A 17,903-nucleotide genomic window follows, 5' to 3' on the forward strand; every position below is an offset into this window, starting at 1 on the left:
AAGTCATGGGTCCAGGTAAAGCGCGTGCCGCCGGGGCGGCGGCACGCGCCATTCGAAGGGTCAGACGGTCGGTGCGGTGACGCACCACACCCACGCCACGCCCAGCGGATTGCCGAGGCCAAAGGCCTTACGGGCCTCGCGGGCGCCGGTGTTCGGGTAGACAACGTAGTTGTCGAACTTGTCGATCTGGTGGCTGCTCCAGGCAGCATCGGCTCGCACGTCCGGTGCGCCGCCATACGCTGCGCGCATGGCGTCCCACTCGGCCAGCGACGGTTGGCGGCCGCCGCGTTTCCTTGCTTGCCCATTGCCCAAGGCGTAAGTCGTCTGAACCACCAGGTCGGTGAGATGCAGGACGTTACTAACCTTCACCGGATAAGACACGGTGGCCCCCTTGGCATCGGTCGCCGTCACGATGGCATTGCCATTGCGTAGTGAGACAACCCGTCCAGTGGCCGCGTCAACCTCGACGGCGCCGCTGGAAGCGCTGTAACGATACGGAGGAACGCCACCGGATGCCACGCGCGCCACAAAAGCGCCCGCCGGCGGGACAGTTACGCGCTTCTCGAGACGCACGATGAGGCTGGCGAGTGCGGCGGGGCTTGAGTCGATACTCAAAGGTGCGACCTGGGCTTCGACGGCCAACTCAAGCCATGGCGAGGAGATATGCACCAGCGGCTCGCTACGCAGCCCATGTTCAGAGCGCACCTGGGTGTGCACTGCCACGCTGTAACGGACGCGGAGCTTGCCGCCGGCAAGGCGGACGACTTCCTCGGCGGGCACCTCGAATACCAGCCGGTTGTCCGGGCCGACATTCGCTCCTGTCAGAGCCGCGTTGAAGAAGGTCGGCTGACCGTCTTTGCGTTGGCCTACCCATTCGAGGTAGCAGCGGTCGTCATCACGGAGGCCTGGCCAGCCTGCGACTTCCACGTGCACGACGGTGCTGAGGTCGCTCGGGGCAATAATCAGGCCTTTCGCCTCGCGGACGGTCGGCGCTTGCAGCTCCTGAGGTTTTCCAAGAACAGCCAGGCGTCGACGGCGGGAGTGAGTTGCCACCCCGTTCGACGTGAATACGTAGCTCGCAGCGCCTTCGCCTCCGGCAAGCTCAGTGACTTGTCGATTGGGAATGCTGAAGTCCAGAACCTGACCCGGACGATGTACTTTCTGGTCGGGAGAGCGGTAGGTGAGGGCTTTCCCCGTTGCGGTTACGCCATCCCACACGGCGGCGACCATCGAACCTACCGGTGCCGGATTGTTCTCGACACGAACGACGAGGTCGTTGCTGCCGATCGCCGACGCATCGATCGTGGCCCCGAGATCGTTCACCGTGCCGACGACCCAAGGGGCAGTCGGGGCGGAGCTATCATCTGAGGGCACCTCGACCTCAACGTGGACGGACCAGCGAGACCAGTTGCCCACCACGTCATACACCTGATATCGCACGATTGCCGCTTGGCCCGAAGCGCTCAGAACCGTATCGCGATCGATAGCGATACGCACTGGGTGACCGACTTCGCTCTCGGCTAGCGAGGGGCGCGAAACCGCCAAGCCATGCCAGCTAACGGTCAGCGAGTCGCCAGCGGCCATATTCAGGTACGGAGGGACGACAACGACAACGCCGTTGAAATCGTCGGGCATGGGTAGCGGTTCGATGGCGGGCTTGTCGAGAAGTTCGTTCAGATACGGCGTATTGGGGTCAGGATCCAATCCACCGGGAATTGCGTACTTGACGCGTACGGTGGTGGGTTCCGATTGCTTGATGTTGCCAGTGTCCACGTCCGTCAGCCGGGCGGCGCATTGCATGGACCCTTCGCCGAACTGCCGGATCATGGTCACATCGATCTTGATGATCGGTGCTTGATCGTCTTCGTTTCGATAGACGTGGCGTGCAATGGGGTGCAAATTTGGCCCCCAGAGGACATCGATCACATCACCGCTAACCAATCGCCCCCAATCGACGATCTGTGCATTTAAGTGACCCCACGGATTTTCAATGATGTCCGAGTAGCCAAGGCCCCCGTCGTCGGCCTCTCGAATCATTGGGGGCGTTAATACAAAGTCGCGCGTGTTATTCGTAATGTTCATTTACTTCTTCCTTGTAAATTAGATGTTTTTAGTCAAGAACCGGACGCGGATGCCCACCCCGGTGCGCGGAGACGCGCCAGTCCCGGTTTCGTTAGTCGCTTTGTGCGTGTACTCAATTCGACCATGCGCTACCGCCTTTGCCGGTTCGATAGGAAAGTCAACGTCGAAGTAGACGACCTGACCAGTTTCGGGATCTGGGGTTGTCTTGGGGACGACGTCTCGGTCAGTCACAACGTGAGAGAGCTCTCCGTCAGCACCAGGGACCCGTTCGCCATCATCAAATCGATCGAAACCCTCGTACATGACACTGACCCGATCGCCCGGCTTCATGTTTGTGTAGCCAAAGACTCGGAGCTGGGTGATCCCGTCGGTAAAGTCCTGGGCATAGAGACCGTAGGTTCCGTTAGTGCTTTCTCGGATGCGTGCCTTTAGGAAGACGGCCGCTTGGAGTGGCTTACCCGATCCGGGGAGATTCTCAGCGGAGTCAATGCGTACGGTTTGAGTTACGGAGCGGGCAACGGCAACGTGTGGCTTCGTCTGCAGTTCGCGCTCCACATCGTAGCTAAGCTGCTTCACGCCAGCGTTGGCATTTAGGTCAGCCGCCGAGATGGCGACGGCGATCGGGTATGAACCATCGTGTACTACGTGCGTCGGTCCGACAGCGTTGTCGTCGAGCTTCACCGTGATTTTGTCGCCCGCGATGATAGTGTGACTGGCTCGGGAGTCTGAGCTCGGCTCGCCGATGTACACAGTCGCCGGAAGCGTGGAGTCATCGAAACCGATGACGTTGTCAAGAAGACCCGTGGCGCCTCGCAACACGGGCTTGGCTAGTGCCTCGTTGGCGTCCGTTTCGGGAAGCGGGTCCCAGCCACCGGGCAAGGTCAGATCGAACGCATAAGTCCCCGAGTCAGATTTACTCGGGACGTTCTCGCGTCGATGGACGTAGCGGATCTCCTCTTGAAAAGTCACGGATGCCGCAGCTTCGGCCAGACCTCTCGTCGTTGTGTAATCCACGGAAACGGTCTTTAGCGGACCGTCGCCTATATCCGAGGCGTAGATGTTGATAGGCGCGAAGACCTTCTGGCCGATGAAGAGCTGAATCGTGTCTCCCTCACGAGCCGAAGGTTCGAGTTGGGGGATCCGCACAACGAGTTCGGGTCTGGCGTAGGCGTCTGTAATGAGCCCGTCCTCTGCGGCTACCACTTCAGGAGCCGGGAGGATTTCAGGGCTGCTAAGGATGGAGATGTTGAGGGCGGTTGCCGTTGAGAAATCGCTCGTTGATCCAAGGGCGTCGACGACGCGATAGAAAAAGTCGACGCGCCCCGGCGAATCGATCTTTTCCAGGATGGCTCGACTCAAGCCTACGGTCATCGGTCGGCCATCGGTTGCGGCAGCCACGGTACCTGCGGGGATTGCGAGGTCGGTGCCGCGGCGTTGAATGAATACATGGATCGTATCGAGGGGGTCCACGTCCGCATAGTCAGGAATGATGCCGACGAGCGTCGCGTCAGGAAGGGACAGCAAGGTCGTCAGTGCAAGACCATCGATTTCCAGCGACTCGTGAAACACGATGCGCGGAAGATAACGTCCGCCAGGCGGAACGCGGTCAAGGACGAGTCTTGTCCTGCCTGAGAGAACGACATCGCCGAACGGTCGCGGGACCGTGCGGAAGGCAAGCGCATGGATTCCATCTTCGATGGAATCGAGCGTCGCCTTCGGGATCTTCAGTTCGACGAACGCCTCTTCTTCGTTCTTGTACGTAACGGTCGTTTCGTCGAGGCGGACATCGTTCAAGACAGCCTGGAACAGGTCGCCGACTTCGGTAATGTATCCGGGAGTGTCGACGATAGGAGCTCGTACGATGAGGTGTGGATCAAGGGAGCTTAGTGGAACGCGTCCATCCGGAAGGGCGGCAGGGATCGTGGGCCTGAGGTAGTCAATGATCGTGTCTTCAACACGGATTTCGCGGAGCATGACGCTCGCGTTGCTATCCGCATCGGCCATGTTCGTCGCTGAGCGTTCGCGCTGGTTTGTCGGGTTGGGCATGTGTGTTACCTCTCTCGTGTGGAGATGCAACTTTATGAGCCCGCCTTCCTCGCGTATGTCAGGGCTTTCGGCCGCGCTTGGTCCACGTGGTACGACTTGAAATGTAGGCGAAGCCTCATTTGTTGTGAGGTCATTCTTACAGCCGAGGTGGACTACATTGTCGTCGTCCCACGCCTACACGCGACGTTGGTCATCGCCTACGCAGGTGGCTCACTCTTGGGCGTCTAATGGCTTGGTGCGTGGCACTTGTGCGTGGCGCACGGACGATAGTGCGAATCTCTTGGAGAACTGATGGATATGAGTCGTTTGGGGCATCGCCTTGCTGGCGTTGTCGCGATAGCGGGCGGATTCGGAGCGGTGGATGTAAGCGTTGCGCGTAGCCTTGCAGAAGACGAGGTGGCGGTCGTAGAGGGGGGTGCCGGCCCGCCGGAGCCGTGGGTCGTAAATGATCGAGCGAGGTTGTTCCTTACGAACGGAGCGCGTAGCGACTATGTATCGGTCGATGGCGGCTCGCTCACGGCTCGCTCTGCATTCGTTAAGTCAGAGGTCTGGGGAATCTCTTCACGTCAAGGTGTTATCGACATCGAAGACTCGCGGATCGAATCGCCAGGTAGTGTTGGGATTCGTCTCGAAGGCCGACGTACGGATCTGTCATCGGATCTGTCGTCGTTGGCGCGAATCAGTGGGAGTGTCGTGCGAGGCGGCGTCGCGGGCCTTTCTATCGATGCGAATAGCTCGGTTCTGGCATCGTCGTCGTTGATTGAATCGAGCGAGCGCGGCGGGATGGGCATTGTCCTGGCTTCTGGCTCGGCAACGGTGACCGACCGAAGTGAAGTTCGCGGGGATGCGTCTGGCGTATATATCGGCTCGCAGCCGAGAGTTCCGGATGGTGGCGCTACTAAGTTGATCGTAGATGGTTCCTCGGTGGTTGGCGTTAATGGCCCGGGAATCCAGATGGGAAAGACCAAGGGCACAGATTCAAGTTCCTTTGTATGGCTGCACTCTGGATCCACCTTGACGTCTGGTATAGGCGTCGCCGCTGCAGTGGCTTCCGGAGCGAGTCTGAGCCTTCAGGTCGACTCATCGCGGGTGATGGGTGATGTGATCATTGACGACGGGGCTACCGCTGAAATAGGGCTCAGTCAACGCGCGTCGCTCACTGGTAACGTCAATGGGGACGCAGCGGTGACCGTCGGGGATGCTGCTAAGTGGAGCCTCACTGGCGACAGTTCTATTCGAGCCCTTGGCGTGTCAGGCGGTTATGTAGGATTCGACCCCGGAGCCACCGCTGGTAGACGCCTGATGATCTCGCACGATGTAGTAGGTGAAGGTGGCCGGTTCGATCTTCGTGTCGAAACTGCTGCTCTTGGCGGTGCACGGGATCGAGGCGACCAGATCCTTGTTCGCGGCGACGTCAATACGTCCAATCCCGTCCTGATCGAAGTGGCGCTGTCGGGTAACCCGATCCCAACCGATTCGAACGGCAATCATGTGGCCGATAGCAATGAGGGCGCGTCACTCGTCCAAGTCGGCGGTTCTTCTGCCCACGGTGCATTCCAGTTGACCGGGAAGTACCTGACGCTTGGTGCATACCAATATGAGCTCAAATCATTCGGACCCGATGAGGTTGACCAGACGCAAAACTCGCTAGAGGACAGTGCCATCAAGTGGGACTACCGCCTGGTGTCCCGAGAAGTGGGGTCGGGCGGTGGCAGTGCCGAGCGCCCGGCAGTGGCCCCTCAGATTGCGTCATACATCTCAGCGCCCGCGGCGGTATTCGCCTATGCGGACGGCATCACCACCAGTTTGCATGAACGACTTGGTGAGCTGCGTGATCACGCATTCGAAGGGTCGGTTGGTGCCGAAATGTTCGCCAGGTACTCGTCGAAAAATCAGCGCTATAGCAGTGGCGTGGCATTCAAGAACTATGGATACGACTTCGATGAGAGCATGGAGGCGTGGCAGTTGGGTGGCTCGCTCGTCGGCCTTGATGGTGACAACGGATCGCTTCGAGCTGGCTGGGCAGTGGATCGGGGGCGTTCCTCGATCGTGCCGCGTGCCGTCGATGGTGAGAGTGTGACGAGACTCAAGGCCAATGGCTCGTCGGCGTGGGTCACATGGCGTAGCGGCGACGGCTTCTGGGCGGACTGGGTCGTGAGCCGCCAGCGGATGAGCGGCTGGACGGACACCACGCTTTCGGGCCCTGGCGTCGGCAGGATTCGCGCTACCTCGACTGGCGTTTCAATGGGTAGCGGGTTGCCATTCCAGGTGGGAGGGCTGTGGACAGTCGAACCGCACGCTCTGCTGTCGACCCAATCTGTTGCGATCAAGTCTCTTCGCGAAGAGGGTGGTTTGCGTGTGCGTTTCGGAAACAGACGTTTTGTGACGACGGCCGCGGGTGTCTCTGTATTTCATCACGGGCGCGTCTACATTCCTTTCGTACGGCTGGATGTGCGTAGGACCTCTGGGGGCGGTGCCCTCCGGGCGGGTGTAGACGGAGGGCAGGTTGCCGCGCGCTTCGAGATGGGCCGCGGCGGTTCGGAGTACTCTCTGGCGAGTGGTTTGACCGCTCAGATTACGCCGCGTGTCCAAGCATTTGGCGAAGGGGCCTATCGGCATTTCGTCGGATCGGGCGGATTTCAGGGATGGTCGGGCAACGTCGGCATGCGTGTGACGTTCTGAGGTAGACCCGGCGGCGGGAACCTTCCCGCCGCCGGGTCCGATGGACTGCGCGTGCCTTCGGGGTCGACCTTGCTCATCGCTAGGTCCGTCACGCGCTCTTGTGGAGCGATATGTGGATTGGCGTGGGATATGACGCCTGGCTCGTGAGGCCGGCGGCATCGATCACTCTATAGTAAAAGTCTACTTGACCATCCATCGTCCGAAGCTTGGCAATATCAAACGACGCCATCATTGGTTCCCCATCTGTATACGCACTAACGTAGCCCGAGGGAATCTCGATGTAGGTCTCGCGTGGCCTCATGAATAGGTGGAGGGTGTCACGTGGATCGATGTCGGCATAGTCAGGAATGATGCCGGCCAGCGTCTCGTCTTGAAGATCTTTTAGTGCGTTGGCGGACAGCCCGGAACGCTCGATATTCTCCGCAAAGATGATTCGGGGGAGACAGCGGCCCCCGGCGGGCTTGCGGTCGAGGCGTATGACTGTCGTCCCGCAGTTTATGGATCGTACAAACCCGATAGGGTGCACGCGATAAGAGAGAGCGTGCTTTCCGTCTTGGAGAGCTTCTACTTCCGATGCAGCTATCTCGAGCTTCATATACGGACCATCGCCGTCCGCGTATTCACGTCGAGAGTGGAGTACCGGCTGGTCATCGATATATGCCTCGAACACATCGCCAGCGATAGTCAAGAACCCCTGGACATCCACAACCGGCGCGTGAATGAGAAGGGCTGGGGACAGTGCTGCGATGGGAAGAAGTCCATCGGAGTAGGCGGCGGGCACAACTGGCAGCAAGTGGTCGAACGTCGGTTCGTTGCGGACTGAGCGGGCTCGCTGAGATGGCTGGCCGTGCCCGGGCGTGCCGCGGTGGTGACGTGGCTTGTTGCGCATGCGATCTCCTTGGTGCGTTGAGGAGCCGATAGTTTGAGTGTCACATCGGCCAGTCAGAAGCGGCGCTGGCTTCAATCGCTGTGGTGTCTTGGGCGATCGCTCGCGTAGGCAATGCCTTACAAATCCATGTGGATCTGACGTGTGGTGTGGCTGGCAGCGGCTTTGATATGGACCAGCTCAGCCCTCGCGGGCACCACCCACACAGCCCCAGCCAACGCCTACAAAAGTGACCCGAAAAACGCCCCCAAACGCGAGGGCGATACCGATACCTCGCCTCGAGCTCGACGACTAACGTAGCGACCTCCATCAACGCGACAGCAACGTAAGGAGAGTCCAATGATTCGTCGACGTGTTACTCGAGAGGCCAACGATCTGATGGCCGAGCTTGACCCGGAGCTTCTGGCCGTCGGTGCGGCTCGTGGCCTGCGCGGCAAGGCGGTGCGTATGTTGGCGTTATATAGGGCAGGTGCGCGGCGCGAGCTGAACGCGATCGTGTTCCCTGCCAAGCTTCAGCGCGAGGGGTTGTCGCTCGCGGCGCTATTGTCCATGCCCCAGCAGGAGCTGGTCGGTGTGATTCCGGACTACCAGGGGCTGCGGGAGGGCGATACCGTGACGGCGATCATCCACCATCGGAGCGCTTACCGCACGGCGGTCGTGGGTACCATCTGTGTGTGCAATGCAACCGGCCCGCTGACGTTTCGCTACAGCCGCGAGGTGCTTGAGCAGTTCGGCATGAACGGGCGTCTGGAGTTCAGCTACGAGATCGTCAATGCCAAGGGCGATGTGACGGAGCGCTCTCCGACGACGACCCTGATGGTCCGATTGCACGATATGCAGGAGCGTCTCTCGGCACCGCAGATCAGCTGCAGCAGTGATGGCGTGGTGCGCGAGGTCGATATCGTCCCGGCGCTGGCGGTAGATATCCCGCTGGCTATCCCTGAGTTCCGCCCCTCGGATCGCGTTCACCTGCGCATCGGTGATGGCTGGTTCGAGCCGCTGAAGGTCGGTCGGCCTGACGGGAGCGGTGTCCGCGCAGCAACGCTCCTGGTGCCCTGCGATGACGTCTTGAGGATTCTCGAGGTGCAGGGTACGGGAACGTTCTCGCTCGAGGCCGCTTATGACATCGAGACGGGCGGCGTTCTCATCCCGTCGGAGGTCGCGGTCGTGACCTTTGATCTCAGCGGGCTGACCGCCGGCGGCTAAAGTGCCTCGGCCGCCGGAGCCACTTGCGTGACGGGTGCATGCCCCGGCGGCGCAAGTTCGAAGTCGCGGTAGATGTTAGGGTTTCCGCGCATACCGGCTTCGGCGGCCTTGGCGATGTTGTACATCTCCCGGGCCGTCACGTAGTGCAACGCGTACTTCTCGCCGTCGTTGTAGCGGTCTTCGAGGTACGTGTGCATGGCATCGATCGGGGCACCCAGCAGGGTGTCCATGTCGCGTTCCTGGGTGCCGTGGGTATGGATCTTGACGAAGATCCATTCCGGACGCCCCTCGACGTGGATGCCCGTGTCGATCCACTGGTCCACGCGGTCGCGCGTCGGTGGGCAGGCTTTACGGATATCGGAGTTCTCGATCCGCGGGATGATGCCGAAGCGCCGGTTCTTCCAGTTGAGGCCGAGGACGCCCTGGATGATGAGGAGATCGCCGCTCGGCTTGCCGCCCACGCGCATCGGCACGCCGGTGTCGTGGCCCTTCGGCTTGCCGTGGCTGTCCTCGGCGTAATAGATCGCATTGGACAGGCGCGTCTGGGTGTCGCTGGGGGCGGAGGGTAGGGTGAAGTCCGCATAGCAGCCTAGCTTGCGTAATAGGCCTAGCTCTTCGTTGATGCCGCACCAACGGCCATCGGGCCGGCTGTTGGCGAGGCACCAGTTCCCATGGATGAACGCGAACTTCAACTGCCCTGTGACGGGGTCGCGCGGGAGCGCGCCATGACGCTCGTGAAGCAAGCGGTTAAACCGATCGATAGTGGTAACGAAGTTCTCAGGCGTATCGTCGTCGTGGTGCAGGTGGATTTCGATCTCGCCGTATCCGTCGGCACAGAGGCTCGCGATCTTGTCCAGGTGCTCCTCGACGTACTCTTCTTCCGGATAGAAGAAGCCGTGCTGGGGTGGCTTGCCATCGGCGTCGCGGTGGCGGCTGGCCATCTCGCGGTATTCCTTGCACCAGCGGTCGACGCGGTAGCGCTGCCGGTCCATGTCCACGCGGCCCCAGTTGGGTTCGAAGTGGTCGACAAAGCAGAACAGCACGTGGCGGGTGCCCTCGACCTTCGGCGGCTTGCGCCGGGTCAGGTAGCCCCATAGCCAGTACTGCATGTTTCGAGCACGAATGGCGACGGTCACGGCCGCAGCGAACAGCGCGACAGCCCCCAGGGCGACAAGAAGGGCGAGCATCATGCGGTAGCTCCCGTCGGCACCAGCGTGAGCAGCTGCTCCGCGTTGTTGCGCCATTGGCGCTCGCTGGCGATGTATTCCCGTGCGGCCAGGCCGACCCGGCGGCGCTCTTCGGCTTCGCTGGCCAGGGCGAGTACGCGCTCCACGCAGGCGGTAGCGTCGCCGCGCGGGAACAGCCAGCCGGTGTGGCCGTCGGCGATGACCTCGGCGACCGGGGCGTAATCAGGTGCGACCACGGCGACGCCCATCCCCATCAGCTCAAACAGCTTCATCGGCGAGCCGTAGTGGTTGGAGTTGGGCAGGACGGCGTAATCCATGCAGGCGATCCAGCTGGCGATCTCGCTGTGCGGCACGCGCCCCGGCAGGAGCACGCGATCGCTGAGTCCGCGAGCGGCGACCAATTCGCGCACGGCGGGCAGCGTCTTGCCGTCGCCGACAAAGACCAGCGCCAGGCCTGGCGCTTGCGACAGCCGATTGGCGATCGCTTCCACGAAGGCATCCACGCCATGCCATTCCGCGAACACCCCGATATGCCCGCACACGGCGAGCCCGGTGAGCCCCCGGGCGGCGCGCAACGCATCGCGATCGAACTTCGACGGATCGAAGCTCGGCAGGTCGACGGCATTGGGCGAAATCACCGATGGCGCGATTTCGCCATAGGCTTCCACCGCCTTGTCACGAAAATAGGTCGAGATGAACACCAGTCCCGTGGCGTGCCGAAAGCACCAGCGCTCCACGTGCCGTGCCAGCCGACGCAGGGTGAGCGGCCGCACGCGTTGCACCAGGGCGGAGTCGTTGATCTCCAGCACCACGGGAATACCGCGCCGGCGGGCCATCCAGATCGTGGCGAACAGGAACAGCGAATACCGCTCATAGATCAGCCGCGGTGGCTCGCTACGCCACGCCCGCCGCATCCGCACGAAGGTCACAGCGTTATAGATCAGCTCGAACATCTCGAAGACAATGCCCGGCAGCTTCGTCACCAGGCTCGCGAGCCCGCCACGTCCGGACGGAGCGCCCGAGGCTGTCGCGACCCGAACGCCGGCCACAGCACCCTCATGCTCCCGCTCCGGATCCGCCCCAGGAAACGACATCACCGTCACCGAATGCCCCAACTCCCGCAGCGCATTCACGATCCCACGGATATGCACGCCCTCGACATGGCGCCCCCGGGTGCGGTGGTGGTAGAGGATGTTCACGCGTGGCTTCCCGGCAGGGCTTCGAAGCGCATGCCCTTGGCGAGCCACTCCGGTAGCAAGGTATCCAGGGCATCGGCCGCCTTGTCGCTGTCGTCGTGCATCAGCACGATATCGCCCGCTGCGGGCGGATCGTTACGCAGGCGGTCGATCAACCAATCGATCGGTTTGTCCTGATAATCCAGGCTGTCATACGACCAGTACACGAAGCTGCGCCGCCGCCGCGCGAAATGCATCAACAGCTGGGCTCCGATATAGCCATGCGGCGGCCGCATCCGGTGGTGCGGCCGGTCATCGAACAGGCGGAGCAGGGCGTCGGTGCGGTACACCTCGTCCAGCTGCTTGCGCAGGTTCATGTTCCGGAACGACCAGTGGCTGTAGGAGTGGTTGCCGATCATGTGGCCTTCGCCGACGATCCGCTGCACGATCTCCGGGTACTGCTCGATCTTCTCGCCGACGAGAAAGAAACTCGCCTTCACCCCGTGCCGCGCGAGCACATCCAGCAGCTTCGGCGTGTGCCCGGGCTCCGGGCCATCGTCGAAACTGAGGTAGCACACCGGGTCCCGCTTGGCCCGCGTCATCAGCAGGTGTTCGGGGAAGAGGCTCAGGAGTTCGTGTTTCTTGGGTCGGCGGATCATGCATTCATACTCACGTGAGCCGGCGCGCCGGCGGCGACGCGCTCGAGCATGCGCTCGAGCCGGTCGATGTTGTCATCCCAGCGGAACGTGCCCGCATGTGCGGCAATGGCCTCGGCATCGACCGGGCGGCCAAGCATCTCGGCCAGCGCTTTAGCGAGAAGATCAGGGTGGTGCGCCGGCACAAGCATCCCGGCGAACGACGGCACCACTTCAGGAATGCCGCCCACGGAAGTGGCGACCACCGGCGTGCCGCAGGCCATGGCCTCAAGCACCACGTTCGGCACGCCCTCGTTATGGCTAGGCAGGCATAGCAGGTCGGCCGCGCGGAACCAGTCTGCCAGGGCGCCATGGGCGACGGAGCCCATGAAATGTACCGAAGCCCCGCAGCACAGCGAGGCAGCGCGGCTCTCCAGGGCGGACGCATCCGGACCGTCACCCACGAAGTACAAGCGCGCGTCACGACGCGTCCGCGCCAGCATGGGGAACGCATCGATGAGGTCGGCGCAACCCTTACTCACTTTAAGGTTCCCGGCGTACAGCACCACGGGCTCGTGCGGTGGCAGGCCCAGGCGTTCGCGTGCCGCCTGGCGGTCGCCGCGACGGAACATCCGCCCATCGACGCCGTTGTAAATCGTCTCGACGGTCTCTGGCCGTGCGCCAATCTCAACAGCCTTGGTCGCCAAAGCCTTACTCACCGCCAGCACCGCCCCCGCGCCACGCAGCGCATGGCGGATCTGCGGCCGGCGCAGCCGCGAGGCCGCTTGGACATTTAGGTCGCTGCCATGCACCTTCACCACGTAAGGCACGCCCAGCAGCTGCGAGATCCACGCGGCGGCTGCGGCATCCGGGTAAGCCCAGCTGGCCAGGATCACGTCGTATCGTGCACGGCGCAGCTCGCGCCCGCGCTGCCACATCACGCAGGCGACGTAGCACAGGGCGTTGAGGAACCGGCCGATACCCGGCGGGTGATAAAAAGTGAAGTGATCGCGCTGCACATGCGGCACGTGAACCTGTCCCTGAGCCCCGGCCATGCGCTCGCGGAAATCCACGGCGGTCAGTACATCCACTTCATGCCGCTCGCCCAACCGCTCGAACTGCTGCCGGTTGAAGGTGCCCCGGCGTGGATCCCACGGCGTGGGAAACAGGTTGGTGAGCACCAGGATTTTCACGGCAGCGCCTCCATGTTGCCGAGGTACAGCCGCGTATAACGGGCCGCCATGGCCTGCAGCGAACCGTTCTGTTCTACCCACGAGCGTGCGGCACGGCCGAGCGCCGAGGCCTGCTGCGTCGTTTGCAGAAGCTCCAGCATGGCATCCGCCAGGGCCGGGGCATCGCAGGAAGGTACCAGCCGGCCGGTGGCGCGGTCCCGCACGATCTCGGCATTCCCGCCCACATCCGTCGCCACGATCGGCAGGCCAGCCGCGCACGCCTCCAGCAGCGCCATCGAATAGCCTTCGGTCACCGAGGACAAGGCGAACAAGTCGAGGCCCTGCAGCAATTCATGGACATCATCGCGGTCACCAAGGAAGTGCACGCATCCCGCGATACCTTCATCGTAGGCGCAGGCGCGCAAGGTCTCGCGCAGCTCGCCATCGCCGATCAGCACCAGCACGGTATCGCGCCGCTGGTGGCGCACGGCCCGGAACGCGCGAATCAGGCTGGCCTGGTCCTTGGCCCAGTTAAGCCGGCCAACCGTACCGATGATCCGGGTGCGCGCCGGCACGTTGAGCAGGCGCGCGAGGCGTTCGTGCATGGCGTCGTTAGCCACGTCGAACCCATCGAGTCGGATGCCATTCGGCACCACGCAACATTTACGCGCGGGGAACATGCCGCGATTCACCGCGTCACGGCGCGCCGCTTCGCATACCGCCACCACGGAATCCGTCGCCGCCATGGCCCTGCGGAACAGCCACTCGCGTCGCCCCGGCTTGCGCGTAGCGCCCATGCCGTGGCGTGTGTTGATCACCTGGCGGATGCCCATGCCGACCGTGGCGAGCACGGCCTGGTAGTGCGCCACCGCATTATGCGTATGCAGCACCTCGGTATGGTGGCTGTCGATGAACTGCCGAGCCAGGCCGATGGCCCGCAGATCGAAGCCAGTGCGTTTCTCGCAGGCACGCACCGGGATGCCCTTGATCTCCAGCTCGGTCGCCATGGCGCCGCGCTCGAACAGGCACACCACCTGCACCTTGTGGCCTTCGCGGTGCTGCTGGGTGACAAGGTCGATGACCATGCGCTCCAGGCCACCGCGGTTCAGGTTTTCGACAACGTGGGTAATGTTCACGAATCGAGCTCCGAGACGGTGACACGCAGCTTGCCGCTACGGGTAAGCGGGATGTCGTCGACGAAATGGCAGTGCAGCTGCGCACTGTCGCCCAGCACCTTCGCCACTTCGCGCTGGATGTACGCGAGCGACGCGTCGTTGAAGGCTTCGCCACGCACGATGGACAGGTCGAGGCGATCGATCGTGCGCTGCACGAGCTGGAAGCGCGTGAGCCCCGGCACATCCTTCAGCATGTGCGGGAAGAACTCGCCCGGCAGCACATGGCCCGCCGGCGTGCGTATCGCATCCAGCTTCCGGCCATCGACGCTGGCCAGCAGCGGCAACCCACGGCCGCACGCGCACAGCCCATGGAAGGGCGTGGCCATATCGCCGTTGACGTAACGGATGAACGGCATGCCGTAGTTGAAAAGATCGGTGATGGCGACTTCGCCACTACCGTGCGTGCAAGGCTGGCCATCCGCAGAAAGCGTCTCCACCATGAGGTGGTCGGCATTCACATGCAGCCCGTCGCGATGCTCGCATTCCGAAGCGATGAGCATGAACTCGCGGCAGCCATAGGTGTTGTACACCGGAGCGCCAAAAGCACGTTCGATCAGCTCACGCTGGAACGGATGCAAGGCCTCAGCCGCGCCGATGATGCTGACCGGGCGATGCGAGAGATGCCGGCCCGTATCAACAAGAAACTGCGCGAGCCGCACCAACGGCCCCACATACGACACGATCACCTCGGGCCGGTAGGCCTCGACGGCGTCCGCATACGAAGAAAGATTGGCCTCGGTCATCGCAAAGCTGTTAAGCACCTTGCGCGCGAACACCGCGTTGTACACCTTGTCCTTGAACTGATGCGCCGCCGTAGGCGAACCCACCGCGCCACCCCACAGGAACAGCGTCCGTCGGCCCATGCGCGAACCGGCCCAGCCGTATCCACGCCACATCACGGCTACACGACGGTCATTGCTCTCGCGGGTATAGCCAAAGCGCAACGGCTCACCCGTGGAGCCGCCGGTGGCTTTATAGGCAAGCGTGTCCTTCAGCGAAGCCGCCTTCAGCGCATCACCCGCGGAACGGATATCCGCCTTCGTCAACACCGGCAGCAAGGCAACATCCGCAGGCGTGCGGATATCTTCCACAGACAACCCCATCTGCGCCCACCGGTCCCGATAGAACGGCACCTCGCGCTGGCACCAGGCCAGCAGCTTCTTCAACCGGCGGAACTGCAACTCGCGCAGCGCGTCGGCGGAGAGCCACTGCGTCTCGGCATACGAACGCAGGTGCCGCGGCGTTTCGCGGCGGCGCAGGCCGCCTTCATACGCGGGCCACAGCACGTGGCGGAGCAGGGGCTCGTAGAGGCTCATTGGGTTCGCAGCAGCACGGCCACCAGCACGAACAGGCCGGCGACACCACAGAAGGCGGCCGGCACCCAACGCCAGCCATCGCGGGAGAAGCGGAATGCGGGCAGCTCGGGCCAGCGGCGACGGGCGCCCACATAATGGCCGGCGACCACGGCGGCGATCAGGTACAGCACCACCATGTAGCTGCGGCTCAGGAAGAACGCGGCGGCAAACAGGCCGCACAGCGAGAGCAACAACGTGAGGGCCAGCTGCCTTTCCATTGCCCATTCCGCCTCACGCCCCGGTTCGTTGCCGGCAGTATGCGGATGGCGGACGATCGTCAACATCATCCAGAAGCCATAGCCTACAAAGGCAAGCCAGAGGATAAAGCCCAGGAAACCGGTCTCGGCGAGCACCAGCACGAAGGAGTTATGCGCGGTGAGCTCGTTGTACTCGGTGAAATTACCCGGGCCGACGCCCAGCAGGGGGCTGTCGCGGAACATCTCCAGGCCCGCGTACCAGGCATCCACGCGGCCGGCGGCGGATTCTTCACCCGCATCCAGCTCGTCCATGCGCGAGGAAAGCACCTTCAGCGCCGCCAGGCCGATCACGCCCAGGGTGCCCGCCACCATGATCCCCTTGCGGTACCAGATATAGCAGCCCGCCACGACCAGCACGGCCAGCATCGCGCCGCGCGAGTTCGTCAGGTAGGTGCCGTAGAGCAACAGCACGGCGCAGGCCAGCCACAGCCAGCGCCCCGGTGCGCCACGGCGACCCAGGAACACCGCCATGGGCAGGGTGGCCGCGAAGAGCAGGCCCAGGTCGTTGGGGTCGTTGAAGATGCCCACGTACTGGATGCGGTTGCCCTCGCCAATCGGGATGCCCGTCCAGCCCATGCCCGTGCGCGCCTGCTCCACGCCGTGGAGGGCGAGCACGGCGGCGCAGGCCACGAACACGCCCATCGCCACGCGTACGCGCCGCTGGGTGGTGCAGCACGCACCCACGATGAAAAAGGCGATGACCACTGGCCCGAAATGAGACAGCTCATCAATGGCGCCGCCGGTCCAGCCGTTGCTTACCTGCGACACCATCAGGATCAGCAGGAAGCAGGGCAGGATGATGAATTGCGGGGCTTCGAAGGTTTTTTCGCGCGAGGTCAGCCAGGCCAGGAAAGCGAGGCCGAGCACCGCCGGCAGGATCGGCACCAGATCCAGCCCGGGGATGTAATCCTGCGGGCGGATGATGGTGAGCACGACATACAGGAGGATCAGGGGGAACATGCCTGCTCCTGCGGTCCCTGGGTCTCATGGGCCGCGGTGGGGTAGCTCATCAGCTGGGGAAGGGCCAGCATCGCCGCGAACCAGCCCGGGCCCATGTTCGCTTCCACCGGCAGGCGGTACAGCGAATAGCGGTTCTCGGACGGCTCGGGATTGGTCCCGCAGACATAGCTGCAGGCCAGCTGGAAGCCCGCCTTGCGCGTCGCGGCGATCACCGCTTCGTTGTAAGCGCGGTCGCCGCCCACGGGGTACGACATGAGGATCGCCGGGTTGCGCAGTTCGCGATCGAGCGTGCGCTTGGATTCCAGGATCTCGGCTTCCATTTCCTCCACCGGCAGGCGGGCCAGCATGCGGTGGTGCACGCCATGCGAGCCGAACTCCAGGCCTGCCGCTTCCATCTCACGTGCCTGGTCCCACGTCATCGGCCGGCAATCGACCGGGCGGGCGCCTGCGGAAGGCATGTTCCACTCCTGCTCCAGCCGCTCGGTCATGGCGCTCTGGCCGTGCGCGTCGAGCCATTTCATGCGCAGCAGCACGTTGCCTGCGATACGCCGGCGCAGCGAGCGCTCGGCAGGCAGCGCGATGTCGATGCCCAGCTCGGGCAGCACCAGGCGCGGCGCGCGCGTCATCAGGATCATATGGACCAGCCAGTCGTACAGATACGGCGTGCCGGTATCGATATGGCCGGTGGAAACGAAGAACGTGGCGGGCACGCCCACTTCATCGAGGATCGGCGCCGCGATGCGGTAGTTATCGTCGTAGCCGTCGTCGAAGGTCACGGCTACCGTATCCGGCGGCAGTGCTTCACCGGCGTCCAGCGCGGCCACGATATCGGTCAGGCGCATGGGCCGGAAATACTTCTTCAGGCGCCGCATCTGCTCGCGGAATTCGTCCGGCGGCGTGCTGATCAGCTCCATGTCGAACGGATAGGTTTCCGGGTCCGGCACCGGCATGACGCGGTGATAGGCAAGGATGCGCAGATCGCGCTGCAACCACGAGCGCACGCGTTGCAGCGAGTGCAGCAAGCCGCTGGAATAACACAACTCACCAAGCCGGCCACGAATGCCGGGAGCGCCACGTTGGTTCAT

Annotated in this window: 13 protein-coding genes; 2 read left to right on the forward strand and 11 right to left on the reverse strand. The window is 62.9% G+C overall.

Annotation, left to right across the window (positions count from 1 at the left end):
• Positions 1-60 precede the first annotated feature (60 nt).
• Both L2Y96_RS09975 and L2Y96_RS09980 read right to left on the reverse strand, forming a co-directional pair.
• On the reverse strand, positions 61-2,082 hold the full coding sequence (locus tag L2Y96_RS09975; protein ID WP_247336313.1) for a hypothetical protein: 2,022 nt from the start codon (positions 2,080-2,082) through the stop codon (positions 61-63).
• A gap of 18 nt (positions 2,083-2,100) precedes the next feature.
• On the reverse strand, positions 2,101-4,128 hold the full coding sequence (locus L2Y96_RS09980; RefSeq protein WP_247336316.1) for a hypothetical protein: 2,028 nt from the start codon (positions 4,126-4,128) through the stop codon (positions 2,101-2,103).
• A 291-nt stretch (positions 4,129-4,419) separates the two neighbouring features.
• Here L2Y96_RS09980 and L2Y96_RS09985 point away from each other — a divergent pair, with 291 nt between their 5' ends.
• Positions 4,420-6,810: an autotransporter outer membrane beta-barrel domain-containing protein gene (locus L2Y96_RS09985; protein WP_247336319.1), complete on the forward strand. Its 2,391-nt coding sequence runs from the start codon at positions 4,420-4,422 to the stop codon at positions 6,808-6,810.
• A gap of 88 nt (positions 6,811-6,898) precedes the next feature.
• Here the strand turns inward: L2Y96_RS09985 and L2Y96_RS09990 are convergent, their stop codons facing one another.
• Positions 6,899-7,699 (reverse strand): hypothetical protein, encoded by an 801-nt coding sequence (locus L2Y96_RS09990; protein WP_247336322.1) that lies wholly within the window; start codon positions 7,697-7,699, stop codon positions 6,899-6,901.
• Positions 7,700-8,035: 336 nt separating this feature from the next.
• On the opposite strand from L2Y96_RS09990, the gene L2Y96_RS09995 reads away from it, so the two are divergent.
• Entirely contained in the window at positions 8,036-8,902 is an 867-nt protein-coding gene (locus L2Y96_RS09995) for a hypothetical protein (RefSeq protein ID WP_247336325.1), read from the forward strand.
• On the opposite strand, the gene L2Y96_RS10000 is transcribed toward L2Y96_RS09995, so the two are convergent.
• The 8 genes from L2Y96_RS10000 to L2Y96_RS10035 are packed head-to-tail and all read right to left on the reverse strand — an operon-like array spanning position 8,899 to position 17,903.
• Positions 8,899-10,092 (reverse strand): hypothetical protein, encoded by a 1,194-nt coding sequence (locus tag L2Y96_RS10000; RefSeq protein ID WP_247336327.1) that lies wholly within the window; start codon positions 10,090-10,092, stop codon positions 8,899-8,901. The genes L2Y96_RS09995 and L2Y96_RS10000 overlap by 4 nt on opposite strands.
• Positions 10,089-11,288: a glycosyltransferase family 4 protein gene (locus tag L2Y96_RS10005; RefSeq protein WP_247336329.1), complete on the reverse strand. Its 1,200-nt coding sequence runs from the start codon at positions 11,286-11,288 to the stop codon at positions 10,089-10,091. Before L2Y96_RS10005 ends, L2Y96_RS10000 begins: the two co-directional genes overlap by 4 nt.
• The gene (locus tag L2Y96_RS10010) at positions 11,285-11,923 is read right to left on the reverse strand and encodes a polysaccharide deacetylase family protein (protein WP_247336331.1); all 639 of its coding nucleotides are present in this window, start codon (positions 11,921-11,923) and stop codon (positions 11,285-11,287) included. The genes L2Y96_RS10005 and L2Y96_RS10010 overlap by 4 nt, the downstream gene beginning before the upstream one ends.
• On the reverse strand, positions 11,920-13,092 hold the full coding sequence (locus L2Y96_RS10015) for a glycosyltransferase family 4 protein (RefSeq protein WP_247336334.1): 1,173 nt from the start codon (positions 13,090-13,092) through the stop codon (positions 11,920-11,922). The genes L2Y96_RS10010 and L2Y96_RS10015 overlap by 4 nt, the downstream gene beginning before the upstream one ends.
• Complete coding sequence (locus L2Y96_RS10020; RefSeq protein WP_247336337.1) at positions 13,089-14,207, reverse strand: glycosyltransferase; 1,119 nt, start codon at positions 14,205-14,207, stop codon at positions 13,089-13,091. Before L2Y96_RS10020 ends, L2Y96_RS10015 begins: the two co-directional genes overlap by 4 nt.
• On the reverse strand, positions 14,204-15,562 hold the full coding sequence (locus L2Y96_RS10025) for a phenylacetate--CoA ligase family protein (RefSeq protein WP_247336340.1): 1,359 nt from the start codon (positions 15,560-15,562) through the stop codon (positions 14,204-14,206). Before L2Y96_RS10025 ends, L2Y96_RS10020 begins: the two co-directional genes overlap by 4 nt.
• Positions 15,559-16,818 (reverse strand): O-antigen ligase family protein, encoded by a 1,260-nt coding sequence (locus tag L2Y96_RS10030; RefSeq protein WP_247336342.1) that lies wholly within the window; start codon positions 16,816-16,818, stop codon positions 15,559-15,561. Before L2Y96_RS10030 ends, L2Y96_RS10025 begins: the two co-directional genes overlap by 4 nt.
• A complete protein-coding gene (locus L2Y96_RS10035) occupies positions 16,806-17,903 on the reverse strand; it encodes a polysaccharide deacetylase family protein (RefSeq protein ID WP_247336344.1) in 1,098 nt (365 codons plus the stop codon). The genes L2Y96_RS10030 and L2Y96_RS10035 overlap by 13 nt, the downstream gene beginning before the upstream one ends.

The organism is Luteibacter aegosomaticola (genome assembly GCF_023078475.1).
Classification (GTDB): domain Bacteria; phylum Pseudomonadota; class Gammaproteobacteria; order Xanthomonadales; family Rhodanobacteraceae; genus Luteibacter; species Luteibacter aegosomaticola.

Coding starts and splice junctions, on each gene's coding strand:
- L2Y96_RS09975 (WP_247336313.1), bottom strand. CDS start 2,082: ATGAACATTACGAATAACACGCGCGACTTTGTATTAACGCCCCCAATG.
- L2Y96_RS10025 (WP_247336340.1), bottom strand. CDS start 15,562: ATGAGCCTCTACGAGCCCCTGCTCCGCCACGTGCTGTGGCCCGCGTAT.
- L2Y96_RS09985 (WP_247336319.1), top strand. CDS start 4,420: ATGGATATGAGTCGTTTGGGGCATCGCCTTGCTGGCGTTGTCGCGATA.
- L2Y96_RS09995 (WP_247336325.1), top strand. CDS start 8,036: ATGATTCGTCGACGTGTTACTCGAGAGGCCAACGATCTGATGGCCGAG.
- L2Y96_RS09990 (WP_247336322.1), bottom strand. CDS start 7,699: ATGCGCAACAAGCCACGTCACCACCGCGGCACGCCCGGGCACGGCCAG.
- L2Y96_RS10030 (WP_247336342.1), bottom strand. CDS start 16,818: ATGTTCCCCCTGATCCTCCTGTATGTCGTGCTCACCATCATCCGCCCG.
- L2Y96_RS10010 (WP_247336331.1), bottom strand. CDS start 11,923: ATGATCCGCCGACCCAAGAAACACGAACTCCTGAGCCTCTTCCCCGAA.
- L2Y96_RS10035 (WP_247336344.1), bottom strand. CDS start 17,903: ATGAACCAACGTGGCGCTCCCGGCATTCGTGGCCGGCTTGGTGAGTTG.
- L2Y96_RS10000 (WP_247336327.1), bottom strand. CDS start 10,092: ATGATGCTCGCCCTTCTTGTCGCCCTGGGGGCTGTCGCGCTGTTCGCT.
- L2Y96_RS09980 (WP_247336316.1), bottom strand. CDS start 4,128: ATGCCCAACCCGACAAACCAGCGCGAACGCTCAGCGACGAACATGGCC.